Origin of the sequence: Mycobacterium sp. 1165178.9, assembly GCF_001673555.1 — a bacterium.
GTDB lineage: Bacteria > Actinomycetota > Actinomycetes > Mycobacteriales > Mycobacteriaceae > Mycobacterium.
On record NZ_LZMB01000580.1, the window covers coordinates 1 to 20390 of the forward strand.

The window sequence follows — 20390 nt, forward strand, 5'->3', positions numbered from 1 at the left end:
CTCCACCGGCGAGTTGGCTCAGGCTGCCGAAAGTGCGCATGTCGACTTGTATTTCGAGGCGGCCGTCGCCGGCGCCATCCCCGTAATCCGTCCGCTGACACAGTCGTTGGCCGGCGACACGGTGTTACGGGTGGCCGGAATCGTCAACGGCACAACCAATTACATCTTGTCCGCGATGGACGACACCGGCGCCGACTACGACTCCGCGCTGGCCGAAGCCAGCGCGCTGGGTTACGCCGAGGCCGACCCCACCGCCGACGTCGAAGGCTACGACGCGGCGGCCAAAGCTGCGATTCTGGCGTCCATCGCCTTTCACACCCGGGTCACCGCCGACGACGTCTACCGCGAAGGCATCACCAAGGTCACCCCGGCCGACTTCGAGTCGGCCCAGGCCCTGGGTTGCACCATCAAGCTGCTGTCCATCTGCGAGCGCATCACGACCGACGATGGACACGAGCGAGTATCGGCGCGCGTGTATCCGGCGCTGGTGCCGTTGTCACACCCGCTGGCCACGGTGAACGGCGCCTTCAACGCGGTCGTCGTCGAGGCGAAGGCCTCCGGCCGGTTGATGTTCTACGGCCAGGGTGCCGGCGGCGCGCCGACCGCGTCCGCCGTGGCCGGTGACATGGTGATGGCCGCCCGCAACCGGGTGCTGGGCAGCCGCGGGCCGCGGGAATCCAGGTACGCCCAGCTTCCGGTAGCCCCAATGGGTTTCATCTCCACGCGCTATTACGTCAGCATGAACGTCGCCGACAAGCCCGGCGTGCTGTCCTCGGTGGCGGCCGAATTCGCCAAGCGCGAGGTGAGCATCGCCGAGGTCCGTCAGGAAGGCGTCGCAGACGAAGACGGACGACGGGTGGGCGCCCGTATCGTCGTGGTTACCCACACCGCCACGGACGCCGCGCTGTCTGAAACCGTCGATGCGCTGGCCGATTTGGACGTCGTCGAGAGCGTGACCAGCGTGCTGCGATTGGAAGGGACCACCCTATGAGTGCTCCGCGCACCGCGGTTCATCAGCCGTGGCCCGGTCTCATCGAGGCATACCGGGACCGGTTGCCGGTCGGCGACGACTGGACCCCAGTCACCCTGCTCGAGGGGGGTACCCCGTTGATCGCGGCGGGCCGGCTCTCGGAAAAGACCGGCTGCACGGTGCATCTCAAGGTCGAAGGCCTCAATCCCACCGGTTCTTTCAAAGACCGGGGCATGACAATGGCAGTCACCGACGCGCTGGCCCGTGGCCAGCAGGCGGTGTTGTGCGCGTCCACCGGAAACACCTCGGCGTCGGCAGCGGCATACGCGGCGCGTGCCGGCATCACCTGCGCGGTGCTGATACCGCAGGGCAAGATCGCGATGGGCAAGCTGGCGCAGGCGGTTATGCACGGCGCCAAGATCATTCAGATCGACGGCAACTTCGACGATTGCCTGGAGCTGGCCCGCAAGATGGCCGCAGACTTTCCGACGATCTCGTTGGTCAACTCGGTCAACCCGGTGCGCATCGAGGGCCAGAAGACTGCGGCGTTCGAGATCGTCGACGCGCTTGGCGCCGCACCCGATGTGCACGCCCTGCCGGTCGGCAACGCGGGAAACATCACCGCGTACTGGAAGGGATATACCGAGTATCACCACGAGGGCCTGATCGAGAAGTTGCCGCGCATGCTGGGAACCCAGGCGGCGGGTGCGGCCCCCTTGGTGCACGGCGCTCCGGTCAAGAACCCGGAGACGATCGCCACCGCGATCCGCATCGGCGCGCCGGCGTCGTGGACGGCGGCCGTTGACGCGCAGCGGCAATCGAATGGGCGCTTCCTGGCCGCAACCGACGAAGAGATCCTGGCCGCCTACCACCTGGTGGCCGAGTCCGAAGGCGTCTTCGTCGAACCCGCCTCGGCGGCCAGCATCGCCGGCCTGCTCAAGGCCGTCGACGACGGTTGGGTGGCCCGCGGGTCGACGGTCGTGTGCACGGTGACCGGCAACGGCCTCAAGGATCCCGACACCGCTCTGCGTGACATGCCAACCGTCACCCCGCTGCCGGTGGACCCGGTCCTCGTGGTCGAAAAGCTGGGGCTGGCCTAGTGGCGATCGCAAGCGCGACGAAGTCGGGTGCAGCGGGTCGCCACGAGTTGGGGTCCGTGGCGATCGCAAGCGCGACGAAGTCGGGTGCAGCGGGTCGCCACGCGTTGGGGTCCGTGGCGATCGCAAGCGCGACGAAAGGCCGTTGATGACCCCGATGCTGCCTGCCGGCTTGGTGGCCAGCGCCATGGTCTCGGCGTCCAGCGCCAACCTTGGCCCCGGCTTCGACACCCTCGGTCTTGCGTTGAGTCTTTACGACGAAATCGTCGTGGAGACAACGGAATCCGGGCTGGTCGTGCTGGTCGAAGGCGAGGGTGCGGGCCAGCTCCCGGTGGGGCCCGAACACCTGGTGGTCCGTGCCCTGGACTGTGGGTTGCGGGCTATGGGGGTCCGTGCGCCGGGCCTGGTGGTGCGCTGCCGCAACGCCATCCCACATTCGCGCGGCCTCGGCTCCTCCGCAGCGGCGGCGGTCGGCGGGCTGGCGGCCGCAAACGGCCTTGTCGCACAGACCGATTGGACACCGCTGAGCGACGCTCAACTGATCCAGCTGTCCTCGGAGTTCGAGGGACATCCCGACAACGCGGCGGCCGCCGTGTTGGGCGGTGCGGTCGTTGCCTGGGCTGACCGCAGTGGTACTCACCCGCAGTACGCTGCGGTGCCGCTGCGGCTTCACCCCGATATCCACCTGTACGCCGCGATTCCCGAGGAACGCTCACTCACCGCGGACACCCGCGTGCTGCTGCGCGAGCAGATCAGCCACGAGGACGCACGGTTCAACGTCAGCCGCGCCGCGCTGCTGGTGGTGGCACTCACGGAACGGCCGGACCTGCTGATGGCAGCCACCGAAGACGTATTGCACCAGTCGGAGCGCGCACCGGCCATGCCGGCCTCAGCGGAATATTTGCGACTGCTGCGGCGTCATAATATCGCGACGACGCTTTCGGGGGCAGGACCGTCGCTGATTGCGCTGACCACGGCGCCGGAGTTGCCCTCGGAAGTGATGGAGTACGGGACCAAGATCGGATTCACCATCACCGAAATGACCGCTGGCGAACCAGCGCGCTGGAGCCCGGGAGTGACCGTCGTCGGTTGATCCATGGCGTGGCCGGAGGGTTTGCTTGCTTCCAGCAGGGATGGGGGCTATCCTCGGAGCCGTCCAGCAATCGCAGCATCTGCATCTGCATACATACTGCCTTGCCGCTAGGACAACACCAATTCTTCTTGTGGACGAGGTTCGCCGCTTACTCCGCCGATCCAGGCGATCACCGTTGCAATGTCGATGATTGGGCGCACTCGGCAATTTGCCTGAATGCAACGAACCCCCCGTATGACCTGATCAGCGGGGGAAGAAAGGAAATCCGTGACTGATACGGACCTGTTCACGGCTGGCGAAAACACTGACGCCAATCAACTACCGAATGCCGTGACCACAGACACTCCAGACGCGAAACCCAACGTGTCGGGCGGTGCACTGTCCACGATGGTGCTGCCCGAGCTGCGCGCGCTGGCCAATCAAGTTGGCGTCAAAGGGACGTCGGGTATGCGCAAGAACGAACTGATTGCCGCGATCAAGGAAGTCCGGGGCCAGGCCAACGGCGCTCCCGCCAATGGCACCAAGTCCACTGAGGACAGCGCCAAGTCGGACAACCAAGGCACCGAGAAGAACGACAGCGCCGAAGCGCCGGCGTCCGAGCGTGACCAGAACGGTGCGACGACCGAGGCGCCCCGCCGTGAACGACGCGGCGCATCCCGCGAAGCGGGATCCTCCGCCCGCGGCAACGACGAGACCGACCGCGAGAGCTCGGGCAGCCGCGAGGGCGCCGCTCCCAATGAGGCTGACCGCCGCGAGAAAACCAAGCAAGACAACCAGAATGACGACCGCGGCCAAGACGGCGGCAGTGATCAGGATCAAAACTCCGGCGGCCAGCAGGGCCGCGGTAACTCGAACCAGCAAGACGACGACGGCGAGGGCCGTCAGGGCCGGCGGGGACGCCGCTTCCGTGACCGCCGCAGGCGGGGTGAGCGATCCGGTGAGGGTGGCGACACCGAGCTGCGCGAGGACGACGTCGTCCAGCCGGTGGCCGGCATTCTTGACGTCCTCGACAATTACGCCTTCGTGCGCACCTCCGGCTACCTGGCGGGCCCGCATGACGTCTACGTGTCGATGAACATGGTGCGCAAGAACGGCCTTCGCCGAGGTGACGCCGTCACCGGCGCGGTCCGCGTGCCGAAGGACGGCGAACAGCCCAACCAGCGGCAGAAGTTCAACCCGCTGGTGCGCCTGGACAGCGTCAACGGCGGCTCGGTGGAGGACGCCAAGAAGCGGCCGGACTTTTCGAAGCTGACGCCGTTGTACCCCAACCAGCGGCTTCGTCTGGAGACCACCAGCGACCGGCTGACCACCCGGGTCATCGACCTGATCATGCCCATCGGCAAGGGCCAGCGTGCCCTGATCGTGTCGCCGCCCAAGGCCGGTAAGACGACGATCCTGCAGGACATCGCCAACGCGATCACCAGGAACAACCCGGAATGCCACCTCATGGTCGTGCTCGTCGATGAGCGGCCCGAGGAGGTCACCGACATGACCCGCTCGGTCAAGGGTGAGGTCATCGCCTCGACCTTCGACCGGCCGCCGTCGGACCACACCTCGGTCGCCGAGCTGGCGATCGAGCGGGCCAAGCGGCTGGTTGAGCAGGGCAAGGACGTCGTCGTGCTGCTGGACTCCATCACCCGGCTCGGGCGCGCCTACAACAACGCGTCGCCCGCCTCGGGGCGGATCCTGTCCGGTGGTGTCGACTCCACCGCGCTGTACCCGCCGAAGCGGTTCCTGGGCGCCGCCCGCAACATCGAGGAAGGCGGGTCGCTGACCATCATCGCTACCGCGATGGTCGAGACGGGGTCCACCGGTGACACGGTCATCTTCGAGGAGTTCAAGGGCACCGGTAACGCCGAGCTCAAGCTGGACCGCAAGATCTCCGAGCGGCGGGTCTTCCCGGCCGTCGACGTGAACCCGTCGGGCACCCGTAAGGACGAGTTGCTGCTGTCGCCGGACGAGTTCGGCATCGTGCACAAGCTGCGCCGCGTGCTGTCGGGCCTAGACTCGCATCAGGCCATCGACCTGCTGATGTCGCAGCTGCGCAAGACGAAGAACAACTACGAGTTCCTGGTCCAGGTGTCCAAGACGACGCCGGGGGCGATGGACAACGACTAGCCCTTGGGGCGGACCCGAGGCCAAATCGGCCCTCCGGGAATGTACGGGCGCAGCTCGCTGTTTGGGATGATGGCAGTTGACCTGGCATAATCGAGCCTCGATTATCCGGCCACCGCTGAGGTTCTGCAGTTCACGCCCGACCGTCCGAGTTCGGACGGGGGCGGGCGACAAACGATCGAAGAGGACACCATGAAAGCTGACATTCACCCCGCTTACGCGGAGACCACGGTGCTCTGCGGGTGTGGCAACACCTTCCAGACGCGCAGCACCAAGGACGGCGGGCGCATCGTCGTCGAGGTGTGCTCGCAGTGCCACCCCTTCTACACCGGCAAGCAGAAGATCCTCGACAGCGGTGGCCGGGTGGCCCGCTTCGAGAAGCGGTACGGCAAGCGCAGCGCCGGCGCTGCTGCCGACAAATAGCTCGGTTACCGACGCCCGAACTGTGCGCACCGTCGCGCAGGCCGGGCGTCGGTTTGCGTTTGCGGTGATGACAGGCGAAGCGGGGCAGGAGGTGTGGCAGTGACCAAGCCAGTACAGACCATTGATGTGCTGCTGGCTGAGCATGCCGACCTCGAGCGCCGGCTCGCAGACCCGGAATTGCACAGCAATCCCGACGAGGCCCGCAAGGCCGGACGGCGGTTCGCTCGGCTGGCCCCGATCGTGGGCACCTACCGAAAGCTGGTGGCCGCGCGCGACGACCTGGATACGGCGCGAGAGTTGGCCGCCGACGACGCGTCCTTCGCGGCCGAGGTCACGGATCTGGAAGCCCAGGTGTCGGAGTTGGACACCCAACTCACTGACATGCTGGCACCGCGCGACCCGCATGATCCCGACGACATCGTGCTCGAAGTGAAATCCGGTGAAGGCGGGGAGGAATCGGCTTTGTTCGCGGCCGACCTGGCCCGGATGTACATCCGCTACGCGGAACGGCATGGCTGGACCGTCACCGTCCTCGACGAAACCACTTCGGACCTCGGCGGTTACAAGGACGCGACGCTGGCGATCGCCAGCAAGGGTGACACCGCCGACGGGGTCTGGTCGCGAATGAAATTCGAGGGCGGAGTACACCGGGTGCAACGCGTCCCGGTGACGGAATCCCAAGGCCGCGTTCATACTTCGGCGGCCGGCGTGCTGGTGTATCCCGAACCCGAAGAAGTCGGTGAGGTGCAGATCGACGAGTCGGACCTGCGCATCGATGTCTATCGCTCGTCGGGCAAGGGCGGCCAGGGTGTCAACACCACCGACTCTGCGGTGCGCATCACGCACCTGCCTACCGGCATCGTCGTCACCTGCCAGAACGAACGCTCACAGCTGCAGAACAAAGCCCGCGCGCTGCAGGTCCTGGCCGCCCGTCTGCAGGCGTTGGCTGAGGAGCAGGCACTGGCGGATGCCTCGGCGGACCGGGCCAGCCAGATTCGCACCGTCGACCGCAGCGAACGCATCCGGACGTATAACTTTCCGGAAAACCGGATTGCGGACCATCGCATCAATTTCAAGTCGCACAACCTCGACCAGGTTCTCGACGGCGACCTCGACGCCTTGTTTGACGCACTGGCCGCCGCCGACAAGCAGTCCCGGCTGCAACAGGCATGAACGCCCTGCGGCGCGCGATCGACGATGCTGCGGTCACCCTTGCCGAAGCGGGAATCGATTCTGCGCGTTGGGATGCCGAGCAGCTGGCGGCGCATTTGGCGGAAACTGACCGCGGGCGCCTGGGTCTGCTGGATCCCCCCGACGACGACTTCCTGGGGCGCTACCGCGACGTCGTGGCCGCGCGTTCGCAACGGGTGCCATTGCAACATCTCCTGGGGACCGCGGCATTCGGCCCCGTCACGCTGCACGTGGGACCCGGTGTCTTCACACCCCGCCCCGAGACCGAGGCGCTGCTGGAATGGGCTACCGCGCAACAACTCGCGCCGCAGGCCGTCATCGTCGACTTGTGCACCGGGTCGGGCGCTTTGGCGGTGGCGCTGGCCCACCACCGGCCCGCGGCGCGCATCGTCGCCATCGATAACTCCGATACCGCGCTGGAATACGCGCGCCGCAACGCACAGGGCACGGCTATCGAGCTGCTGTGCGCCGACGTCACCGAACTGGCATCCGACCCGGGACTGCTCACCGAACTGGACGGTCGAGTCGACATGTTGGTGGCCAACCCGCCCTATGTGCCCGATGATGCCGTGCTGGACCCCGAAGTCGCGCAATACGATCCGCATCAGGCCGTCTTCGGCGGCCCGGACGGATTGGCGGTGATCGCCCCCCTCGTCCGTCTCGCCGGTCGCTGGCTACGTCCGGGCGGACTGATCGGCGTCGAGCACGATGACACCACCTCGGCGCAGACGGTGGAATTATTCGATCGCACAGAATCTTTCGAAGACGTCAGGGCCCGCCGAGACCTGACCGGCCGGCCCCGATTCGTGACAGCCCGCAGGAAAGCAACACCGGGGGAGAACGACGCCAATGGCTGACGTCTTCGACTGTGCGGATCCCGGTCAGCGCTCACTCGGAATCGCCGCGGCGGCAGGAGCGCTCAAGGGCGGCCGCCTGGTCGTCATGCCGACCGACACGGTGTACGGCATCGGCGCCGACGCGTTCAACGGCGCCGCGGTCTCCGCGTTGCTGTCGGCGAAGGGCCGGGGGCGCGACATGCCGGTGGGTGTGCTGGTCGGCTCCTGGCACACCATCGAGGGCCTCGTCTACACCATGCCGGACGGGGCCCGCGACCTGATCCGCGCCTTCTGGCCGGGCGCGTTGAGCCTCGTGGTGAGCCAGGCGCCGTCATTGCAGTGGGATCTCGGCGACGCCCGCGGCACGGTGATGTTGCGAATGCCGCTGCACCCCGTTGCCATTGAACTATTGCGCGAAGTCGGGCCGCTGGCGGTGTCGAGCGCCAATGTCTCCGGCCGTCCCGCCGCCGTGAATGCCGACCAGGCACGCGGCCAGCTCGGCGATCTGGTGGACGTCTATCTGGAAGCGGGTCCGTCCGACCAAGGCGCAGCCTCCACGATCGTCGACCTGACCGGTGCCACGCCGCGGATTCTGCGGGCGGGTCCGGTGAGCGCGGAACGGATCGCCGAAGTACTCGCCGTCGATCCGGAAAGCTTGACCGCCCCGGCCTGACTGGATCGGTTGTCGAGGTGCCAGGTTTGTCCAGTACGGTCTCGGTGATGTCCAGCGATGTGACTAACCTTGCCGGTGGGTTGCTGGCGCTGGGAGACCGCGGCACCGGTGTTCCGCTTCGTGAGCTGGCGCTGGTGGGCTTGACCGCAGCAATAATCACCTACTTCGCGACCGGACCGGTGCGGGTGCTGGCCACCCGGCTGGGCGCGGTCGCCTACCCGCGGGAGCGCGACGTCCACGTGACGCCGACCCCCCGGATGGGTGGGCTGGCAATGTTCCTCGGCGTCATCACGGCTGTCTTTCTGGCGTCCCAACTTCCCGCGCTCACCCGTGGATTCGTGTACTCCACCGGCATGCCGGCCGTGTTGGTGGCCGGCGCGGTCATCATGGGTATCGGTCTTATCGACGACCGTTGGGGTCTTGATGCTTTGACCAAGTTCGCCGGGCAGATCACCGCGGCCAGCGTGTTGGTCACCATGGGCGTGGCATGGAGCGTCCTTTACATCCCCATCGGCGGCGTCGGCACCATCGTGCTCGACCAGGCCTCATCGATCCTGCTGACCCTGGCGCTGACCGTGTCGGTCGTCAACGCGATGAACTTCGTAGACGGCCTCGACGGTCTGGCCGCCGGGCTGGGCCTGATCACGGCGCTGGCGATCTGCATGTTCTCGGTCGGCCTGCTGCGCGACCACGGTGGTGACGTCCTGTTCTATCCGCCCGCGGTGATTTCGGTGGTGCTCGCCGGGGCCTGCCTGGGCTTTCTGCCGCACAACTTCCACCGCGCCAAAATCTTCATGGGCGACTCCGGCTCCATGCTGATTGGTCTGATGCTGTCGGCCGCGTCGACGACGGCCGCCGGGCCCGTCTCGCAGAACGCCTACGGCGCCCGCGATGTGTTCGTGCTGCTGTCCCCGTTCCTCCTGGTGGCCGCGGTCATTTTTGTGCCGATGCTCGATTTGCTGCTGGCGATCGTGCGCCGCACCCGCGCGGGTCGCAGCGCGTTCAGCCCGGACAAGATGCACCTGCATCACCGGTTGCTGCAGATTGGCCATTCGCACCGTCGGGTGGTGTTGCTGATCTATCTGTGGGTCGGGATCGTCGCGTTCGGCGCGGCCAGCACGATTTTCTTCCGGCCGCGCGATACCGCCGCGGTGATGCTGGGCGCCATCGTGGTGGCCGGCATCGCCACGGCGATCCCGCTTCTGCGCGGTCGAGACGAGTACTACGACGAGGAGTAGTAGTAGGGTCGGCGGTGTGGTACGGTGCTGGTAGAACCCCAAAAAGCCGCGCAGGCGACCGGCCCATCGGAGGCTGATCCGACCGGGCTGGTTTAGGACCGGCCTCGGGAGCTACCCCTTGGGTGATTCAACTGTGACGTGCGATACGCTCGGCGGACCACCGATCAGTCGGTCGGGGGGGTTCCCGTTTTACCAACCTGGGATTGAGGTGCTGCGGTGACGACACCAGCGCAAGACGCGCCGTTGGTGTTCCCCTCTGTTGCTTTCCGTCCGGTTCGGCTCTTCGCTATCAGCATTGCCATCACTGCGGTCGCGGTGCTCGCCGCCGGACTGTCCGGTCACTTGATGGTCGGAGTCTTCTTCGGTGTCGGACTTCTCCTGGGTTTGCTCAATGCGGTGCTTGTGCGTCGCTCCGTTGAATCGATCACCAGCAAGGATCACCCGCTGAAAAGGTCGATGGCGGTCAACTCGGCGTCACGGCTGGCCATCATTACCGTCGTCGGGCTGATCATCGCCTACGTCTTTCGGCCCGCCGGCCTGGGTGTCGTGTTCGGATTGGCGCTTTTCCAGGTCCTCTTGGTCTTCTCGACAGCGCTTCCGGTGTGGAAGAAGCTGCGCGCCGGCGACTGGGCGGAGTCTTCGGACGGGGCCGAAGGCGGCGTGATCGCAGGATCGGACGGAACGGAAGGTAAGGAACAGCAACGATGACTGGGACGACGTTCCTGGCCGAGTCGGCAATCGAGGTTGGCGAGCACAATAAAGCCACGTGGCTTGGCCTGACCGTCAACACCGACACGATTCTGTCGACCGCGATCGCCGCGGTGATCGTGCTCGGTCTGGCCTTCTTCTTGCGCGCGAAGATCACGTCCAAGGGCGTGCCGAGTGGCGTTCAGCTGTTCTGGGAGGCGATCACCGAACAGATGCGCGGACAGATCGAGAGCGCTATCGGCATGCGGATCGCCCCGTTCGTGCTGCCGTTGGCCGTCACGATCTTCGTGTTCATTTTGATCTCCAACTGGCTGTCGGTCCTCCCGCTGCAGTACAAGGACAAATCCGGGCACGCTAGCGAGTTGCTGAAGTCGGCGGCGGCGGACATCAATTACGTTCTGGCGCTGGCCCTTTTCGTCTTCGTCTGCTACCACGTGGCGGGCATCTGGCGCCGCGGCATAATCGGGCATCCGCTGGCGGTGGTCAAGGGTCACGTGGCGTTCTTGGCGCCGATCAACCTCGTCGAAGAGCTCGCCAAGCCCATCTCGCTGTCGCTCCGACTTTTCGGCAACATCTTCGCCGGCGGCATCCTGGTCGCGCTGATCGCGATGTTCCCGCCGTACATCATGTGGGCGCCCAATGCGATCTGGAAGGCCTTCGACCTGTTCGTGGGGGCGATCCAGGCCTTCATCTTCTCGATCCTGACCATCCTGTACTTCAGTCAGTCGATGGAGATCGAGGACCACCATGACTGAGACAACCACGAATCATTTTGACCCACACATCATTACAAGGGCCTGGTAGACCCCTACCAGTTATCAAGGAGGAAAAGAATGGCAGGCATGGACCCTCAAATCGCTGCCGCCGCTCTCATCGGCGGAGGCCTGATCATGGGCGGCGGTGCGATCGGCGCCGGCATCGGTGACGGCATCGCTGGTAACGCGCTGGTGTCGGGTATCGCCCGGCAACCCGAGGCGCAGGGCCGGCTGTTCACGCCGTTCTTCATCACGGTCGGTCTGGTCGAGGCGGCCTACTTCATCAACCTGGCGTTCATGGCGTTGTTCGTCTTCGCTACCCCGGTCAAGTAATTCGCTGCAATGCGTGACGCGAGTCTGAGCATTTTGGCATCCAGCCAGGTGGTGGCCGAGGGAGGCAACAACTTCCTCGTCCCCAACGGCACCTTCTTCTTCGTGCTGGCGATCTTCCTGATCGTGCTGGCCGTCATCGGCACATTCGTCGTGCCGCCGGTGATGAGGGTCTTGCACGAGCGCGAGGCCATGGTCGCCAAGACGGCTGCCGACAACAAGAAGGCGACCGAGCAATTCGAAGCGGCCAAGGCCGACTACGAAGAAACCCTGAGCGAGGCGCGGGTTCAGGCGTCGTCGTTGCGCGACAATGCCCGCGCCGAAGGTCGTAAGGTGGTCGAAGACGCGCGCGCCCGTGCCGAACAACAGGTGATGTCGACGTTGCAAATGGCATCCGAGCAATTGAAGCGGGAGAGGGACGCCGTGGAACTGGATCTGCGTGCCAACGTTGCGTCGATGTCGGCGACGTTGGCAAGTCGCATCCTCGGCGTCGACGTCGCCCCCGCCGCGACCACATCCGCAACCAAGACATCCGGACGGTAAATACGTATGTCGACTTTCATCGGCCAATTGGTGGGCTTTGCGGCCATCGTGTTCCTGGTGGTGCGCTACGTCGTGCCGCCAGTGCGTCGGCTGATGGCCGCGCGGCAAGACGCCGTGCGCCAACAGCTGAAAGATGCTGCGGCGGCGGGCGATCGGCTGAGTGAGTCGAAAACGGCGCATAGCAAGGCCGTGGAAGACGCGAAGACGGAGGGCGAACGGGTCGTCGAGGAGGCCCAGACTGACGCGGGCCGCATCGTCGAGCAGTTGCGGGCCCAGGCGGATGTCGAGTCCGAACGCATCAACGCCCAGGGCAGCCGTCAGGTCGATCTCTTGCGCACCCAGTTGAGCCGACAGCTCCGGCTGGAACTCGGCCACGAAGCGGTGCGCCAGGCGGGCGAGTTGGTGCGCAACTACGTCGCCGATTCCGAACAGCAGTCGGCCACTGTCGACCGGTTCCTCGACGAACTCGACGACATGGCGCCCGTTGCGGCCGACGTCCAGTATCCGCTGATGACCAAGATGCGTTCGTCGAGTCGCATCGCGCTTGGCAACTTGTCGGACAAGTTCAGCAACCTAGCCAAAAACCTTGACAACAAGGGGCTTTCGACTGTCTCCCGTGAGCTGGTAGACGTTGCTCAGATGCTGGACCGCGAGATCGTCGTCACGCGGTATCTGACCGTTCCGGCCGAGGATGGAGCTCCCAGGGTCCAGTTGATCGAGCGGCTGCTCTCCGGCAAGGTCGGCGACGTCACCCTCGACGTGCTGCGCTCGGCCGTATCGGAGCGTTGGTCGGCCAACTCCGACCTCATCGACGCCATCGAACACGTGTCTCGGCAGGCGTTGCTCGAAGTAGCCGAACGTGAGGACAAAGTCGACGAGGTCGAAGAACAGCTGTTCCGGTTCTCCCGCGCCCTCGACGCGGAGCCGCGGTTGGCGATCCTGCTGGGCGACTACTCCGTTCCGGTGGAGGGGCGAGTCGGCCTCCTGCGCAAGGTGTTTGACAGCGCGAGCGGCCGGGTCAATCCGATCACGATGGCACTGCTGGTCCAGACTGTGGAGCTGCTGAGGGGCCAGAACGCCGACGAGGCCATTCAGTTCCTGGCGAAAGTTGCGGTCGCGCGCCGCGGCGAAATCGTGGCGCAGGTCAGCGCGGCAGCCGAACTCAGCGATGCGCAGCGCACCCGCCTCGTTGACGTGCTCGGCCGCATCTACGACCATCCGGTGGCGGTGCAGCTCCAGATCGATGCCGAACTACTGGGCGGGCTGCTCATCTCGGTGGCCGACGAAGTGATCGACGGGACGCTCGCTTCTCGACTTGCCGCGGCCCAGGCTCAATTGCCCGACTGACCACCATCGACCAATCACAATTACACGCGAACAAGATCAAGTAGGAAGACGAAAAGCCATGGCCGAGTTGACCATCTCCGCTGAGGACATCCAGAGCGCCATCGAGGAGTACGTAGGCTCCTTCACCTCCGATACTGCCCGCGAGGAGGTCGGCTCGGTCATCGAGGCCGGGGACGGCATCGCACACGTCGAGGGTCTGCCCTCCGTCATGACCCAGGAGTTGCTCGAGTTCCCGGGCGGGGTCCTCGGCGTCGCCCTGAACCTCGACGAACACGACATCGGCGCGGTGATCCTGGGTGACTTCGAGAAAATCGAAGAAGGCCAACAGGTCAAGCGCACCGGCGAGGTCCTATCGGTGCCCGTGGGCGACGCGTTCCTAGGGCGCGTGGTCAATCCGCTCGGGCAGCCGATCGACGGCCAGGGCGACATCGATACCGACATTCGTCGCGCGCTGGAGATCCAGGCGCCGTCGGTGGTGCAGCGGCAGAGCGTGAGCGAGCCGCTGCAGACCGGGATCAAGGCCATCGACGCGATGACCCCGATCGGGCGCGGCCAGCGCCAGCTGATCATCGGCGACCGCAAGACCGGCAAAACCGCCGTCTGCGTGGACACCATCCTCAACCAGCGGGAGAACTGGGAGTCGGGCGACGAACGCAAGCAGGTGCGCTGCGTGTACGTGGCGATCGGCCAGAAGGGCACCACGATCGCCTCGGTCCGACGCGCGCTCGACGAGGGCGGCGCCATGGACTACACCACCATCGTGGCGGCGCCGGCGTCTGACTCCGCCGGCTTCAAATGGCTTGCGCCGTACACGGGTTCGGCGATCGCCCAGCACTGGATGTACGAGGGCAAGCATGTGCTGATCGTGTTCGACGACCTGAGCAAGCAGGCCGAGGCCTACCGCGCCATCTCCCTGCTGCTCCGCCGCCCGCCGGGTCGCGAGGCGTACCCAGGCGACGTGTTCTACCTGCACTCCCGCCTGCTGGAGCGTTGCGCCAAGCTTTCCGACGACCTCGGCGGCGGATCGCTGACCGGTCTGCCGGTTATCGAGACCAAGGCGAACGACATCTCGGCCTACATCCCCACCAACGTCATCTCGATCACCGACGGTCAGTGCTTCCTGGAGTCCGACCTGTTCAACCAGGGTGTGCGGCCGGCCATCAACGTCGGTGTCTCGGTGTCCCGCGTTGGTGGCGCCGCGCAAATCAAGGCCATGAAGGAAGTGGCCGGCTCGTTGCGTCTCGATCTGTCGCAGTACCGGGAGCTGGAGTCCTTCGCCGCATTCGCCTCCGACCTTGACGCGACGTCCAAGGCCCAGCTGGAGCGCGGTGAACGCCTGGTCGAGCTGTTGAAGCAGCCGCAGTACCAACCCATGCCGGTCGAGGAGCAGGTGGTTTCGATCTTCCTGGGCACCGGCGGTCACCTGGATTCGGTACCCGTCGAGGACGTCCGACGTTTCGAGACCGAGCTGCTCGACCACATGCGGGCTTCGGAAGAGAAGTTCCTGAGCGGTGTCCACGACAGCGGAAAACTCTCCGAAGAGGGCGAGAACCAGCTCACCGAGATCATCAACAACTTCAAGAAGGGCTTCGCGGCCACCGGCGGCGGATCGGTGGTGCCCGACGAGCACGTCGAGGCCTTGGATGAAGAGGATCTGGAAAAGGAGTCCGTACAGGTCAAGAAGGAAAAGCCTAAGGACACAAAGGAGGCCAAGGACACCAAGAAGGAATCCGCCAAGGCCTCTGGCAAGGACAAGAAGTAGCTACCGATGGCGGCAACACTTCGCGAATTACGCGGCCGGATTCGGTCGGCGGGGTCGATCAAGAAGATCACCAAGGCCCAGGAGATGATCGCGACCTCGCGCATCGGCAAGGCGCAGGCCCGGCTGGAATCCGCCCGGCCTTACGCATTCCAGATCACCTCGATGCTGACCACGCTGTCCTCCGAAGCAGCGTTGGACCATCCATTGCTGGTCGAACGAGAGGAGCCGAAGCGCGCCGGCGTCTTGGTGGTGTCCTCGGACCGCGGTCTGTGCGGTGCGTACAACTCGAGCATCTTCCGCCGCGCCGAGGAACTGTTCTCGTTGCTGCGGGAGGAGGGCAAGACACCCAGCGTCTACACGGTGGGCCGGAAGGCGCAGAACTACTTCAAGTTCCGCAACTGGGACATCACCGAATCCTGGACGGGTTTCTCCGAGCAGCCCCAGGTCGAGAACGCCCAGGAGATCGCGTCCACTTTGGTCGAGAGTTTCATGGCCGGGGTCGGCGATGACGACGACGATCAGAAGTTGGAGGACGACCAGGGCGTCGACGAACTGCACATCGTCTACTCGGAGTTCAAGTCGATGATGTCGCAGGCGGCGGCGGCCCACCGCATTGCCCCACTGGTCGTGGAATATGTCGAAGACACCGACGACCTCCACACGCTGTACTCGTTCGAGCCCGGTGCGACAGAGCTTTTCGATGCGTTGCTGCCGCGGTACATCACGACCCGCGTATACGCCGCGTTGCTCGAGTCGGCGGCATCGGAGCTGGCGTCGCGTCAACGAGCGATGAAGTCGGCGACCGACAACGCCGACGACCTGATCAAAGAGCTGACGTTGATGGCGAACCGGGAGCGCCAGGCTCAGATCACCCAGGAGATCAGCGAAATCGTCGGCGGCGCAAACGCGCTCGCTGACGCTCAGTAGCACACGAGGAAGAAGAAAAATATGGCTGCTACTACTCAAAGCACCAAGAAGACTGACAAGAAGTCGACCAATGGCGACACCAATGGCCGCATCGTACGGGTGACCGGCCCCGTCGTCGACGTCGAGTTCCCGCGCGGCTCGGTACCCGAGCTGTTCAACGCGCTCAACGCGGAGATCACCTTCGAGGAGCTCAAGAAGACCCTGACACTCGAGGTTGCGCAGCACTTGGGTGACAACCTCGTTCGGGCCATCTCGCTGCAGCCCACCGACGGCTTGGTGCGCGGCGTTGAGGTAACTGACTCCGGCAAGTCGATCTCGGTGCCGGTCGGTGAGGGCGTCAAGGGTCACGTCTTCAACGCCCTGGGCGACTGCCTGGATAAGCCCGGGTACGGCGAGGAGTTCGACCACTGGTCAATCCACCGCAAACCGCCGGCGTTCGAAGAGCTCGAGCCCCGCACCGAAATGCTGGAGACCGGCCTCAAGGTCGTCGACCTACTCACCCCGTACGTGCGCGGTGGCAAGATCGCGTTGTTCGGTGGTGCCGGCGTCGGCAAGACGGTGCTGATCCAGGAGATGATCAACCGTATCGCCCGAAACTTCGGTGGTACTTCGGTTTTCGCCGGCGTGGGGGAGCGCACCCGTGAGGGCAACGACCTGTGGGTCGAACTCAAGGAAGCCGACGTGCTCAAGGACACCGCGTTGGTGTTCGGTCAGATGGACGAGCCGCCCGGCACCCGTATGCGGGTGGCGTTGTCCGCGCTGACCATGGCCGAGTGGTTCCGCGACGAGGCCGGCCAGGACGTGCTGTTGTTCATCGACAACATCTTCCGATTCACCCAGGCAGGTTCGGAGGTCTCGACGCTGCTCGGTCGTATGCCGTCCGCGGTGGGCTACCAGCCGACGCTGGCCGACGAGATGGGTGAGCTGCAGGAGCGCATCACCTCGACGCGAGGCAAGTCGATCACGTCGATGCAGGCCGTTTATGTGCCCGCCGACGACTACACCGACCCGGCGCCGGCAACAACATTCGCGCACCTGGACGCGACCACCGAGCTCTCTCGAAACGTGTTCTCCAAGGGCATTTTCCCCGCGGTGGACCCCTTGGCATCGAGCTCGACCATTCTGGACCCGAGTGTTGTCGGTGACGAGCACTACCGGGTGGCGCAGGAAGTCATCCGAATCTTGCAGCGGTACAAGGACCTTCAGGACATCATCGCGATCCTTGGTATCGACGAGCTCTCGGAAGAGGACAAGCAGCTCGTGCAGCGCGCGCGGCGCATCGAGCGGTTCCTCTCCCAGAACATGATGGCGGCCGAACAGTTCACCGGTCAGCCCGGCTCGACGGTGCCGCTGAAGGAGACCATCGAGGCGTTCGACCGGCTGACCAAGGGCGATTTCGACCACATCCCGGAGCAGGCGTTCTTCTTGATCGGCGGCCTGGACGACCTGGCTAAGAAGGCCGAAGGCTTTGGCGCCAAACTTGATTCCTGACGCATGAGCGGAAAGGCTCTGAAAGGCTCTGTGGTATGGCGGATTTGAATGTCGAGATAGTCGCCGTCGACCGAAAGATCTGGTCGGGTGAGGCAACGTTTCTGTTCACCCGCACCACCGTCGGTGAGATCGGCATCCTGCCGCGGCACATCCCGCTGGTGGCGCAGTTGGTCGACGACGCAATGGTGCGCGTCGAGAGAGAGGGCGAAGACGATCTGCGGATCGCGGTGGATGGCGGATTCCTATCTGTCACCGAGGAATCGGTGACGATCCTCGCCGAATCCGCCGAGTTCGAGTCGGAGATCGACGAGAGCGCCGCCAGAGAGGCTTCTGAGTCTGACGACCCGCGTATCGCCGCCAAGGGGCGCGCGAGATTGCGTGCCGTCGGCGCGATCGACTAACCGCCGATGAGCGCGCCCATGGTCGGCATGGTCGTGCTCGTCATCGTGCTGGCGAGCGCCGTTATCGCGCTGAGTTATCGGCTGTGGAAGCTGCGCCAGGGCGGTACCGCGGGGATCATGCGAGACATTCCGGCGGTCGGGGGCCACGGTTGGCGACATGGCGTAATCCGTTACCGCGGCGGGGAAGCCGCGTTCTACCGGCTCTCCAGTCTGCGATTGTGGCCGGACCGGCGGCTGAGCCGGCGAGGCGTGGAGATCGTGTCCAGGCGGGCACCGCGCGGCGACGAGTTCGACATCATGACCGACGAGATCGTCGTCATCGAGCTGCGCGATACGACCCAGGACCGCAGGTCTGGCTACGAGATCGCCCTGGACAAGGGCGCGTTGACCGCGTTCCTGTCGTGGCTGGAGTCGCGCCCGTCGCCACGTTCCCGTCGGCGCAGCCTGTAGACCGCGTCAATCGTCGGGCGAACCAGCCGGCGGGCTACCTCGTGGTGGCGTCCTCGCCACCCGGTTTCCACAACACGTCGCCGTCGGGGTTGGCCACGCGCGACAGGATGAAAAGCAGATCCGACAGGCGGTTAAGGTATTTCGCGGGCAGGACGTTGACCTGCCCAGGCGCGGCATCGACGGCCGCCCACGCCGAGCGCTCGGCTCGACGGACCACGGTGCGGGCGACGTGCAGTAGCGCCGATAACGGCGAACCACCAGGCAGCACAAACGAATTCAGCTTCGGCAACGACTCGTTGTAAGCGTCACACCACTTCTCGAGCCGATCAATGTAGGGCTGGGTGACGCGCAGCGGCGGATACTCGGGGTTCTCGACAACAGGAGTCGACAGATCCGCCCCGGCATCGAACAAATCGTTCTGGATCTGCCGCAACACGCCCGTGAGCTTCTCGTCCGGCTGACCGACCGCGACGGCTACACCGATCGCCGAGTTGGCCTCGTCACAATCTGCATAGGCCACCAGCCGAGGATCGTTCTTGGAGACCCGCGAGAAGTCACTCAATCCCGTCGTGCCATCGTCACCGGTTCGGGTGTAGATGCGAGTCAGGTGTACAGCCATGAGCAAACCGTACTCGGGTGTGGGTTGGCCGACTGACAAGGCGATACCGCTTCACTAGACTGACGCGGGTGGCTGAGCGATTCGTGGTGACCGGCGGCAACCGGTTGTCAGGCGAAGTCGCAGTCGGGGGCGCCAAAAACAGCGTGCTGAAGCTGATGGCCGCAACGCTGCTGGCCGAGGGCACCAGCACCATCACCAACTGCCCGGACATCCTGGATGTGCCGTTGATGGCGGAGGTGCTGCGCGGCCTGGGCGCAACCGTCGAACTGGACGGCGATATCGCCCGAATCACCTCTCCGGACGAACCGAAATACGACGCCGACTTCGCCGCGGTGCGGCAGTTCCGGGCGTCGGTGTGCGTGTTGGGACCGCTGGTCGGCCGGTGCAAGCGAGCCCGCGTCGCGCTGCCGGGCGGTGATGCGATCGGATCGCGGCCGCTGGACATGCACCAGGCCGGGCTACGCCAACTCGGTGCGCAATGCAACATCGAGCACGGATGCGTGGTGGCGCAAGCCGATACGTTGCGCGGCGCGGAGATTCAGTTGGAGTTTCCCTCGGTGGGCGCCACCGAGAACATCCTGATGGCGGCGGTGGTGGCCGAGGGCGTCACCACCATCCACAACGCCGCTCGCGAGCCCGACGTCGTGGACCTGTGCACGATGTTGAACCAGATGGGCGCGCAGATCGAGGGTGCCGGTTCGCCGACGATGACGATCACCGGCGTTCCGAAGCTGCACCCGACCGAGCATCGCGTGATCGGCGATCGCATCGTCGCCGCAACCTGGGGGATCGCCGCCGCGATAACCCGTGGCGACATCACGGTGACGGGCATCGACCCCGCGCACCTGCAGGTGGTGCTGCACAAGCTGCACGACGCGGGCGCCACCGTCACCCAGACCGACGACAGCTTCCGGGTGGCGCAGTACGAGCGTCCGAAGGCCGTCAATGTGGCGACCCTGCCGTTCCCCGGATTTCCTACCGACCTGCAGCCGATGGCGATCGCCCTGGCCTCGATCGCGGACGGCACGTCGATGATCACCGAGAACGTATTCGAGGCGCGCTTTCGATTCGTTGAAGAAATGATTCGCCTTGGCGCCGACGCCCGAACCGACGGGCATCACGCCGTCGTTCGGGGTCTGCCGCAATTGTCGAGTGCACCTGTGTGGTGTTCCGACATTCGGGCGGGCGCCGGCCTGGTGTTGGCCGGGCTTGTCGCCGACGGAGACACCGAGGTCCACGACGTCTTCCACATCGATCGCGGCTACCCGCTGTTCGTGGAGAACCTGGCGATTTTGGGAGCGGAGATCGAGCGGGTACAGTAACCAAAGTCAGTGCCCCACAAGCGCGGTCACCAACGCGAAGGTGGACGAACGCGGGGCCTTGACTCCCTCGCTGGATTGGTACTAGCCTGGCACGGCTGC

At 65.1% G+C, this 20390-nt stretch carries 20 protein-coding genes and 1 pseudogene; 20 read left to right on the forward strand and 1 reads right to left on the reverse strand.

Annotated features, from left to right (window positions below):
- The 19 genes and pseudogenes from A5652_RS24920 to A5652_RS25010 form a co-directional block, all read left to right on the forward strand.
- The coding region (locus A5652_RS24920; protein ID WP_067358366.1) for a homoserine dehydrogenase at positions 1-991 on the forward strand (991 nt) is incomplete at its 5' end.
- Entirely contained in the window at positions 988-2070 is a 1083-nt protein-coding gene (gene thrC, locus A5652_RS24925) for a threonine synthase (protein WP_067358369.1), read from the forward strand. The genes A5652_RS24920 and thrC, both read left to right, overlap by 4 nt.
- A gap of 145 nt (positions 2071-2215) precedes the next feature.
- Positions 2216-3160 (forward strand): homoserine kinase, encoded by a 945-nt coding sequence (thrB, locus tag A5652_RS24930; protein WP_232001433.1) that lies wholly within the window; start codon positions 2216-2218, stop codon positions 3158-3160.
- Positions 3161-3427: 267 nt separating this feature from the next.
- A complete protein-coding gene (rho, locus tag A5652_RS24935) occupies positions 3428-5278 on the forward strand; it encodes a transcription termination factor Rho (protein ID WP_067358371.1) in 1851 nt (616 codons plus the stop codon).
- A gap of 189 nt (positions 5279-5467) precedes the next feature.
- Complete coding sequence (gene rpmE / locus A5652_RS24940) at positions 5468-5698, forward strand: 50S ribosomal protein L31 (RefSeq protein WP_067358373.1); 231 nt, start codon at positions 5468-5470, stop codon at positions 5696-5698.
- A gap of 99 nt (positions 5699-5797) precedes the next feature.
- Positions 5798-6871 carry a peptide chain release factor 1 gene (gene prfA, locus A5652_RS24945; RefSeq protein ID WP_067358451.1) on the forward strand — a complete coding sequence of 358 codons (1074 nt, stop codon included), beginning with the start codon at positions 5798-5800 and terminating at the stop codon, positions 6869-6871.
- The gene (prmC, locus tag A5652_RS24950; RefSeq protein ID WP_067358375.1) at positions 6868-7746 is read left to right on the forward strand and encodes a peptide chain release factor N(5)-glutamine methyltransferase; all 879 of its coding nucleotides are present in this window, start codon (positions 6868-6870) and stop codon (positions 7744-7746) included. Before prfA ends, prmC begins: the two co-directional genes overlap by 4 nt.
- Complete coding sequence (locus tag A5652_RS24955; RefSeq protein ID WP_067358377.1) at positions 7739-8398, forward strand: L-threonylcarbamoyladenylate synthase; 660 nt, start codon at positions 7739-7741, stop codon at positions 8396-8398. The genes prmC and A5652_RS24955 overlap by 8 nt, the downstream gene beginning before the upstream one ends.
- A 4-nt stretch (positions 8399-8402) precedes the next feature.
- Positions 8403-9636 (forward strand): annotated as a pseudogene (locus A5652_RS24960) (glycosyltransferase family 4 protein).
- A 216-nt stretch (positions 9637-9852) separates the two neighbouring features.
- The gene (locus A5652_RS24965; protein WP_067358383.1) at positions 9853-10344 is read left to right on the forward strand and encodes an ATP synthase subunit I; all 492 of its coding nucleotides are present in this window, start codon (positions 9853-9855) and stop codon (positions 10342-10344) included.
- Positions 10341-11099 carry a F0F1 ATP synthase subunit A gene (gene atpB, locus A5652_RS24970; protein WP_066864573.1) on the forward strand — a complete coding sequence of 253 codons (759 nt, stop codon included), beginning with the start codon at positions 10341-10343 and terminating at the stop codon, positions 11097-11099. The genes A5652_RS24965 and atpB overlap by 4 nt, the downstream gene beginning before the upstream one ends.
- Before the next feature lie 87 nt (positions 11100-11186).
- Complete coding sequence (locus tag A5652_RS24975) at positions 11187-11432, forward strand: F0F1 ATP synthase subunit C (protein ID WP_065052998.1); 246 nt, start codon at positions 11187-11189, stop codon at positions 11430-11432.
- 9 nt (positions 11433-11441) lie between these two features.
- Positions 11442-11972 carry a F0F1 ATP synthase subunit B gene (locus A5652_RS24980; RefSeq protein WP_067358386.1) on the forward strand — a complete coding sequence of 177 codons (531 nt, stop codon included), beginning with the start codon at positions 11442-11444 and terminating at the stop codon, positions 11970-11972.
- A 6-nt stretch (positions 11973-11978) separates the two neighbouring features.
- The gene (locus A5652_RS24985) at positions 11979-13319 is read left to right on the forward strand and encodes a F0F1 ATP synthase subunit B/delta (RefSeq protein ID WP_067358389.1); all 1341 of its coding nucleotides are present in this window, start codon (positions 11979-11981) and stop codon (positions 13317-13319) included.
- 58 nt (positions 13320-13377) lie between these two features.
- Entirely contained in the window at positions 13378-15081 is a 1704-nt protein-coding gene (gene atpA / locus A5652_RS24990; protein WP_067358391.1) for a F0F1 ATP synthase subunit alpha, read from the forward strand.
- Positions 15082-15087: 6 nt separating this feature from the next.
- Positions 15088-16008, forward strand: coding sequence for a F0F1 ATP synthase subunit gamma (locus A5652_RS24995; protein WP_067358394.1), 921 nt, complete (start codon positions 15088-15090; stop codon positions 16006-16008).
- A 21-nt stretch (positions 16009-16029) separates the two neighbouring features.
- The gene (gene atpD / locus A5652_RS25000) at positions 16030-17499 is read left to right on the forward strand and encodes a F0F1 ATP synthase subunit beta (protein WP_067358397.1); all 1470 of its coding nucleotides are present in this window, start codon (positions 16030-16032) and stop codon (positions 17497-17499) included.
- Positions 17500-17534: 35 nt separating this feature from the next.
- The gene (locus tag A5652_RS25005; RefSeq protein WP_067127682.1) at positions 17535-17900 is read left to right on the forward strand and encodes a F0F1 ATP synthase subunit epsilon; all 366 of its coding nucleotides are present in this window, start codon (positions 17535-17537) and stop codon (positions 17898-17900) included.
- 6 nt (positions 17901-17906) lie between these two features.
- Entirely contained in the window at positions 17907-18350 is a 444-nt protein-coding gene (locus A5652_RS25010; RefSeq protein WP_067358400.1) for a DUF2550 domain-containing protein, read from the forward strand.
- A gap of 34 nt (positions 18351-18384) precedes the next feature.
- Here A5652_RS25010 and A5652_RS25015 read toward each other — a convergent pair whose 3' ends face one another.
- Complete coding sequence (locus A5652_RS25015; RefSeq protein WP_067358403.1) at positions 18385-18969, reverse strand: cob(I)yrinic acid a,c-diamide adenosyltransferase; 585 nt, start codon at positions 18967-18969, stop codon at positions 18385-18387.
- Between the two features lie 68 nt (positions 18970-19037).
- Between A5652_RS25015 and murA the strand changes: the two genes are divergently transcribed.
- A complete protein-coding gene (gene murA / locus A5652_RS25020; protein WP_067358405.1) occupies positions 19038-20291 on the forward strand; it encodes a UDP-N-acetylglucosamine 1-carboxyvinyltransferase in 1254 nt (417 codons plus the stop codon).
- The last annotated feature ends 99 nt before the right edge of the window (positions 20292-20390 follow it).

Coding starts and splice junctions, on each gene's coding strand:
- atpB (WP_066864573.1), top strand. CDS start 10,341: ATGACTGGGACGACGTTCCTGGCCGAGTCGGCAATCGAGGTTGGCGAG.
- A5652_RS24955 (WP_067358377.1), top strand. CDS start 7,739: ATGGCTGACGTCTTCGACTGTGCGGATCCCGGTCAGCGCTCACTCGGA.
- A5652_RS25010 (WP_067358400.1), top strand. CDS start 17,907: ATGAGCGCGCCCATGGTCGGCATGGTCGTGCTCGTCATCGTGCTGGCG.
- atpD (WP_067358397.1), top strand. CDS start 16,030: ATGGCTGCTACTACTCAAAGCACCAAGAAGACTGACAAGAAGTCGACC.
- A5652_RS24985 (WP_067358389.1), top strand. CDS start 11,979: ATGTCGACTTTCATCGGCCAATTGGTGGGCTTTGCGGCCATCGTGTTC.
- thrC (WP_067358369.1), top strand. CDS start 988: ATGAGTGCTCCGCGCACCGCGGTTCATCAGCCGTGGCCCGGTCTCATC.
- A5652_RS25015 (WP_067358403.1), bottom strand. CDS start 18,969: ATGGCTGTACACCTGACTCGCATCTACACCCGAACCGGTGACGATGGC.
- rpmE (WP_067358373.1), top strand. CDS start 5,468: ATGAAAGCTGACATTCACCCCGCTTACGCGGAGACCACGGTGCTCTGC.
- A5652_RS24980 (WP_067358386.1), top strand. CDS start 11,442: ATGCGTGACGCGAGTCTGAGCATTTTGGCATCCAGCCAGGTGGTGGCC.
- A5652_RS24995 (WP_067358394.1), top strand. CDS start 15,088: ATGGCGGCAACACTTCGCGAATTACGCGGCCGGATTCGGTCGGCGGGG.
- thrB (WP_232001433.1), top strand. CDS start 2,216: ATGACCCCGATGCTGCCTGCCGGCTTGGTGGCCAGCGCCATGGTCTCG.
- A5652_RS25005 (WP_067127682.1), top strand. CDS start 17,535: ATGGCGGATTTGAATGTCGAGATAGTCGCCGTCGACCGAAAGATCTGG.
- A5652_RS24975 (WP_065052998.1), top strand. CDS start 11,187: ATGGACCCTCAAATCGCTGCCGCCGCTCTCATCGGCGGAGGCCTGATC.
- prmC (WP_067358375.1), top strand. CDS start 6,868: ATGAACGCCCTGCGGCGCGCGATCGACGATGCTGCGGTCACCCTTGCC.
- atpA (WP_067358391.1), top strand. CDS start 13,378: ATGGCCGAGTTGACCATCTCCGCTGAGGACATCCAGAGCGCCATCGAG.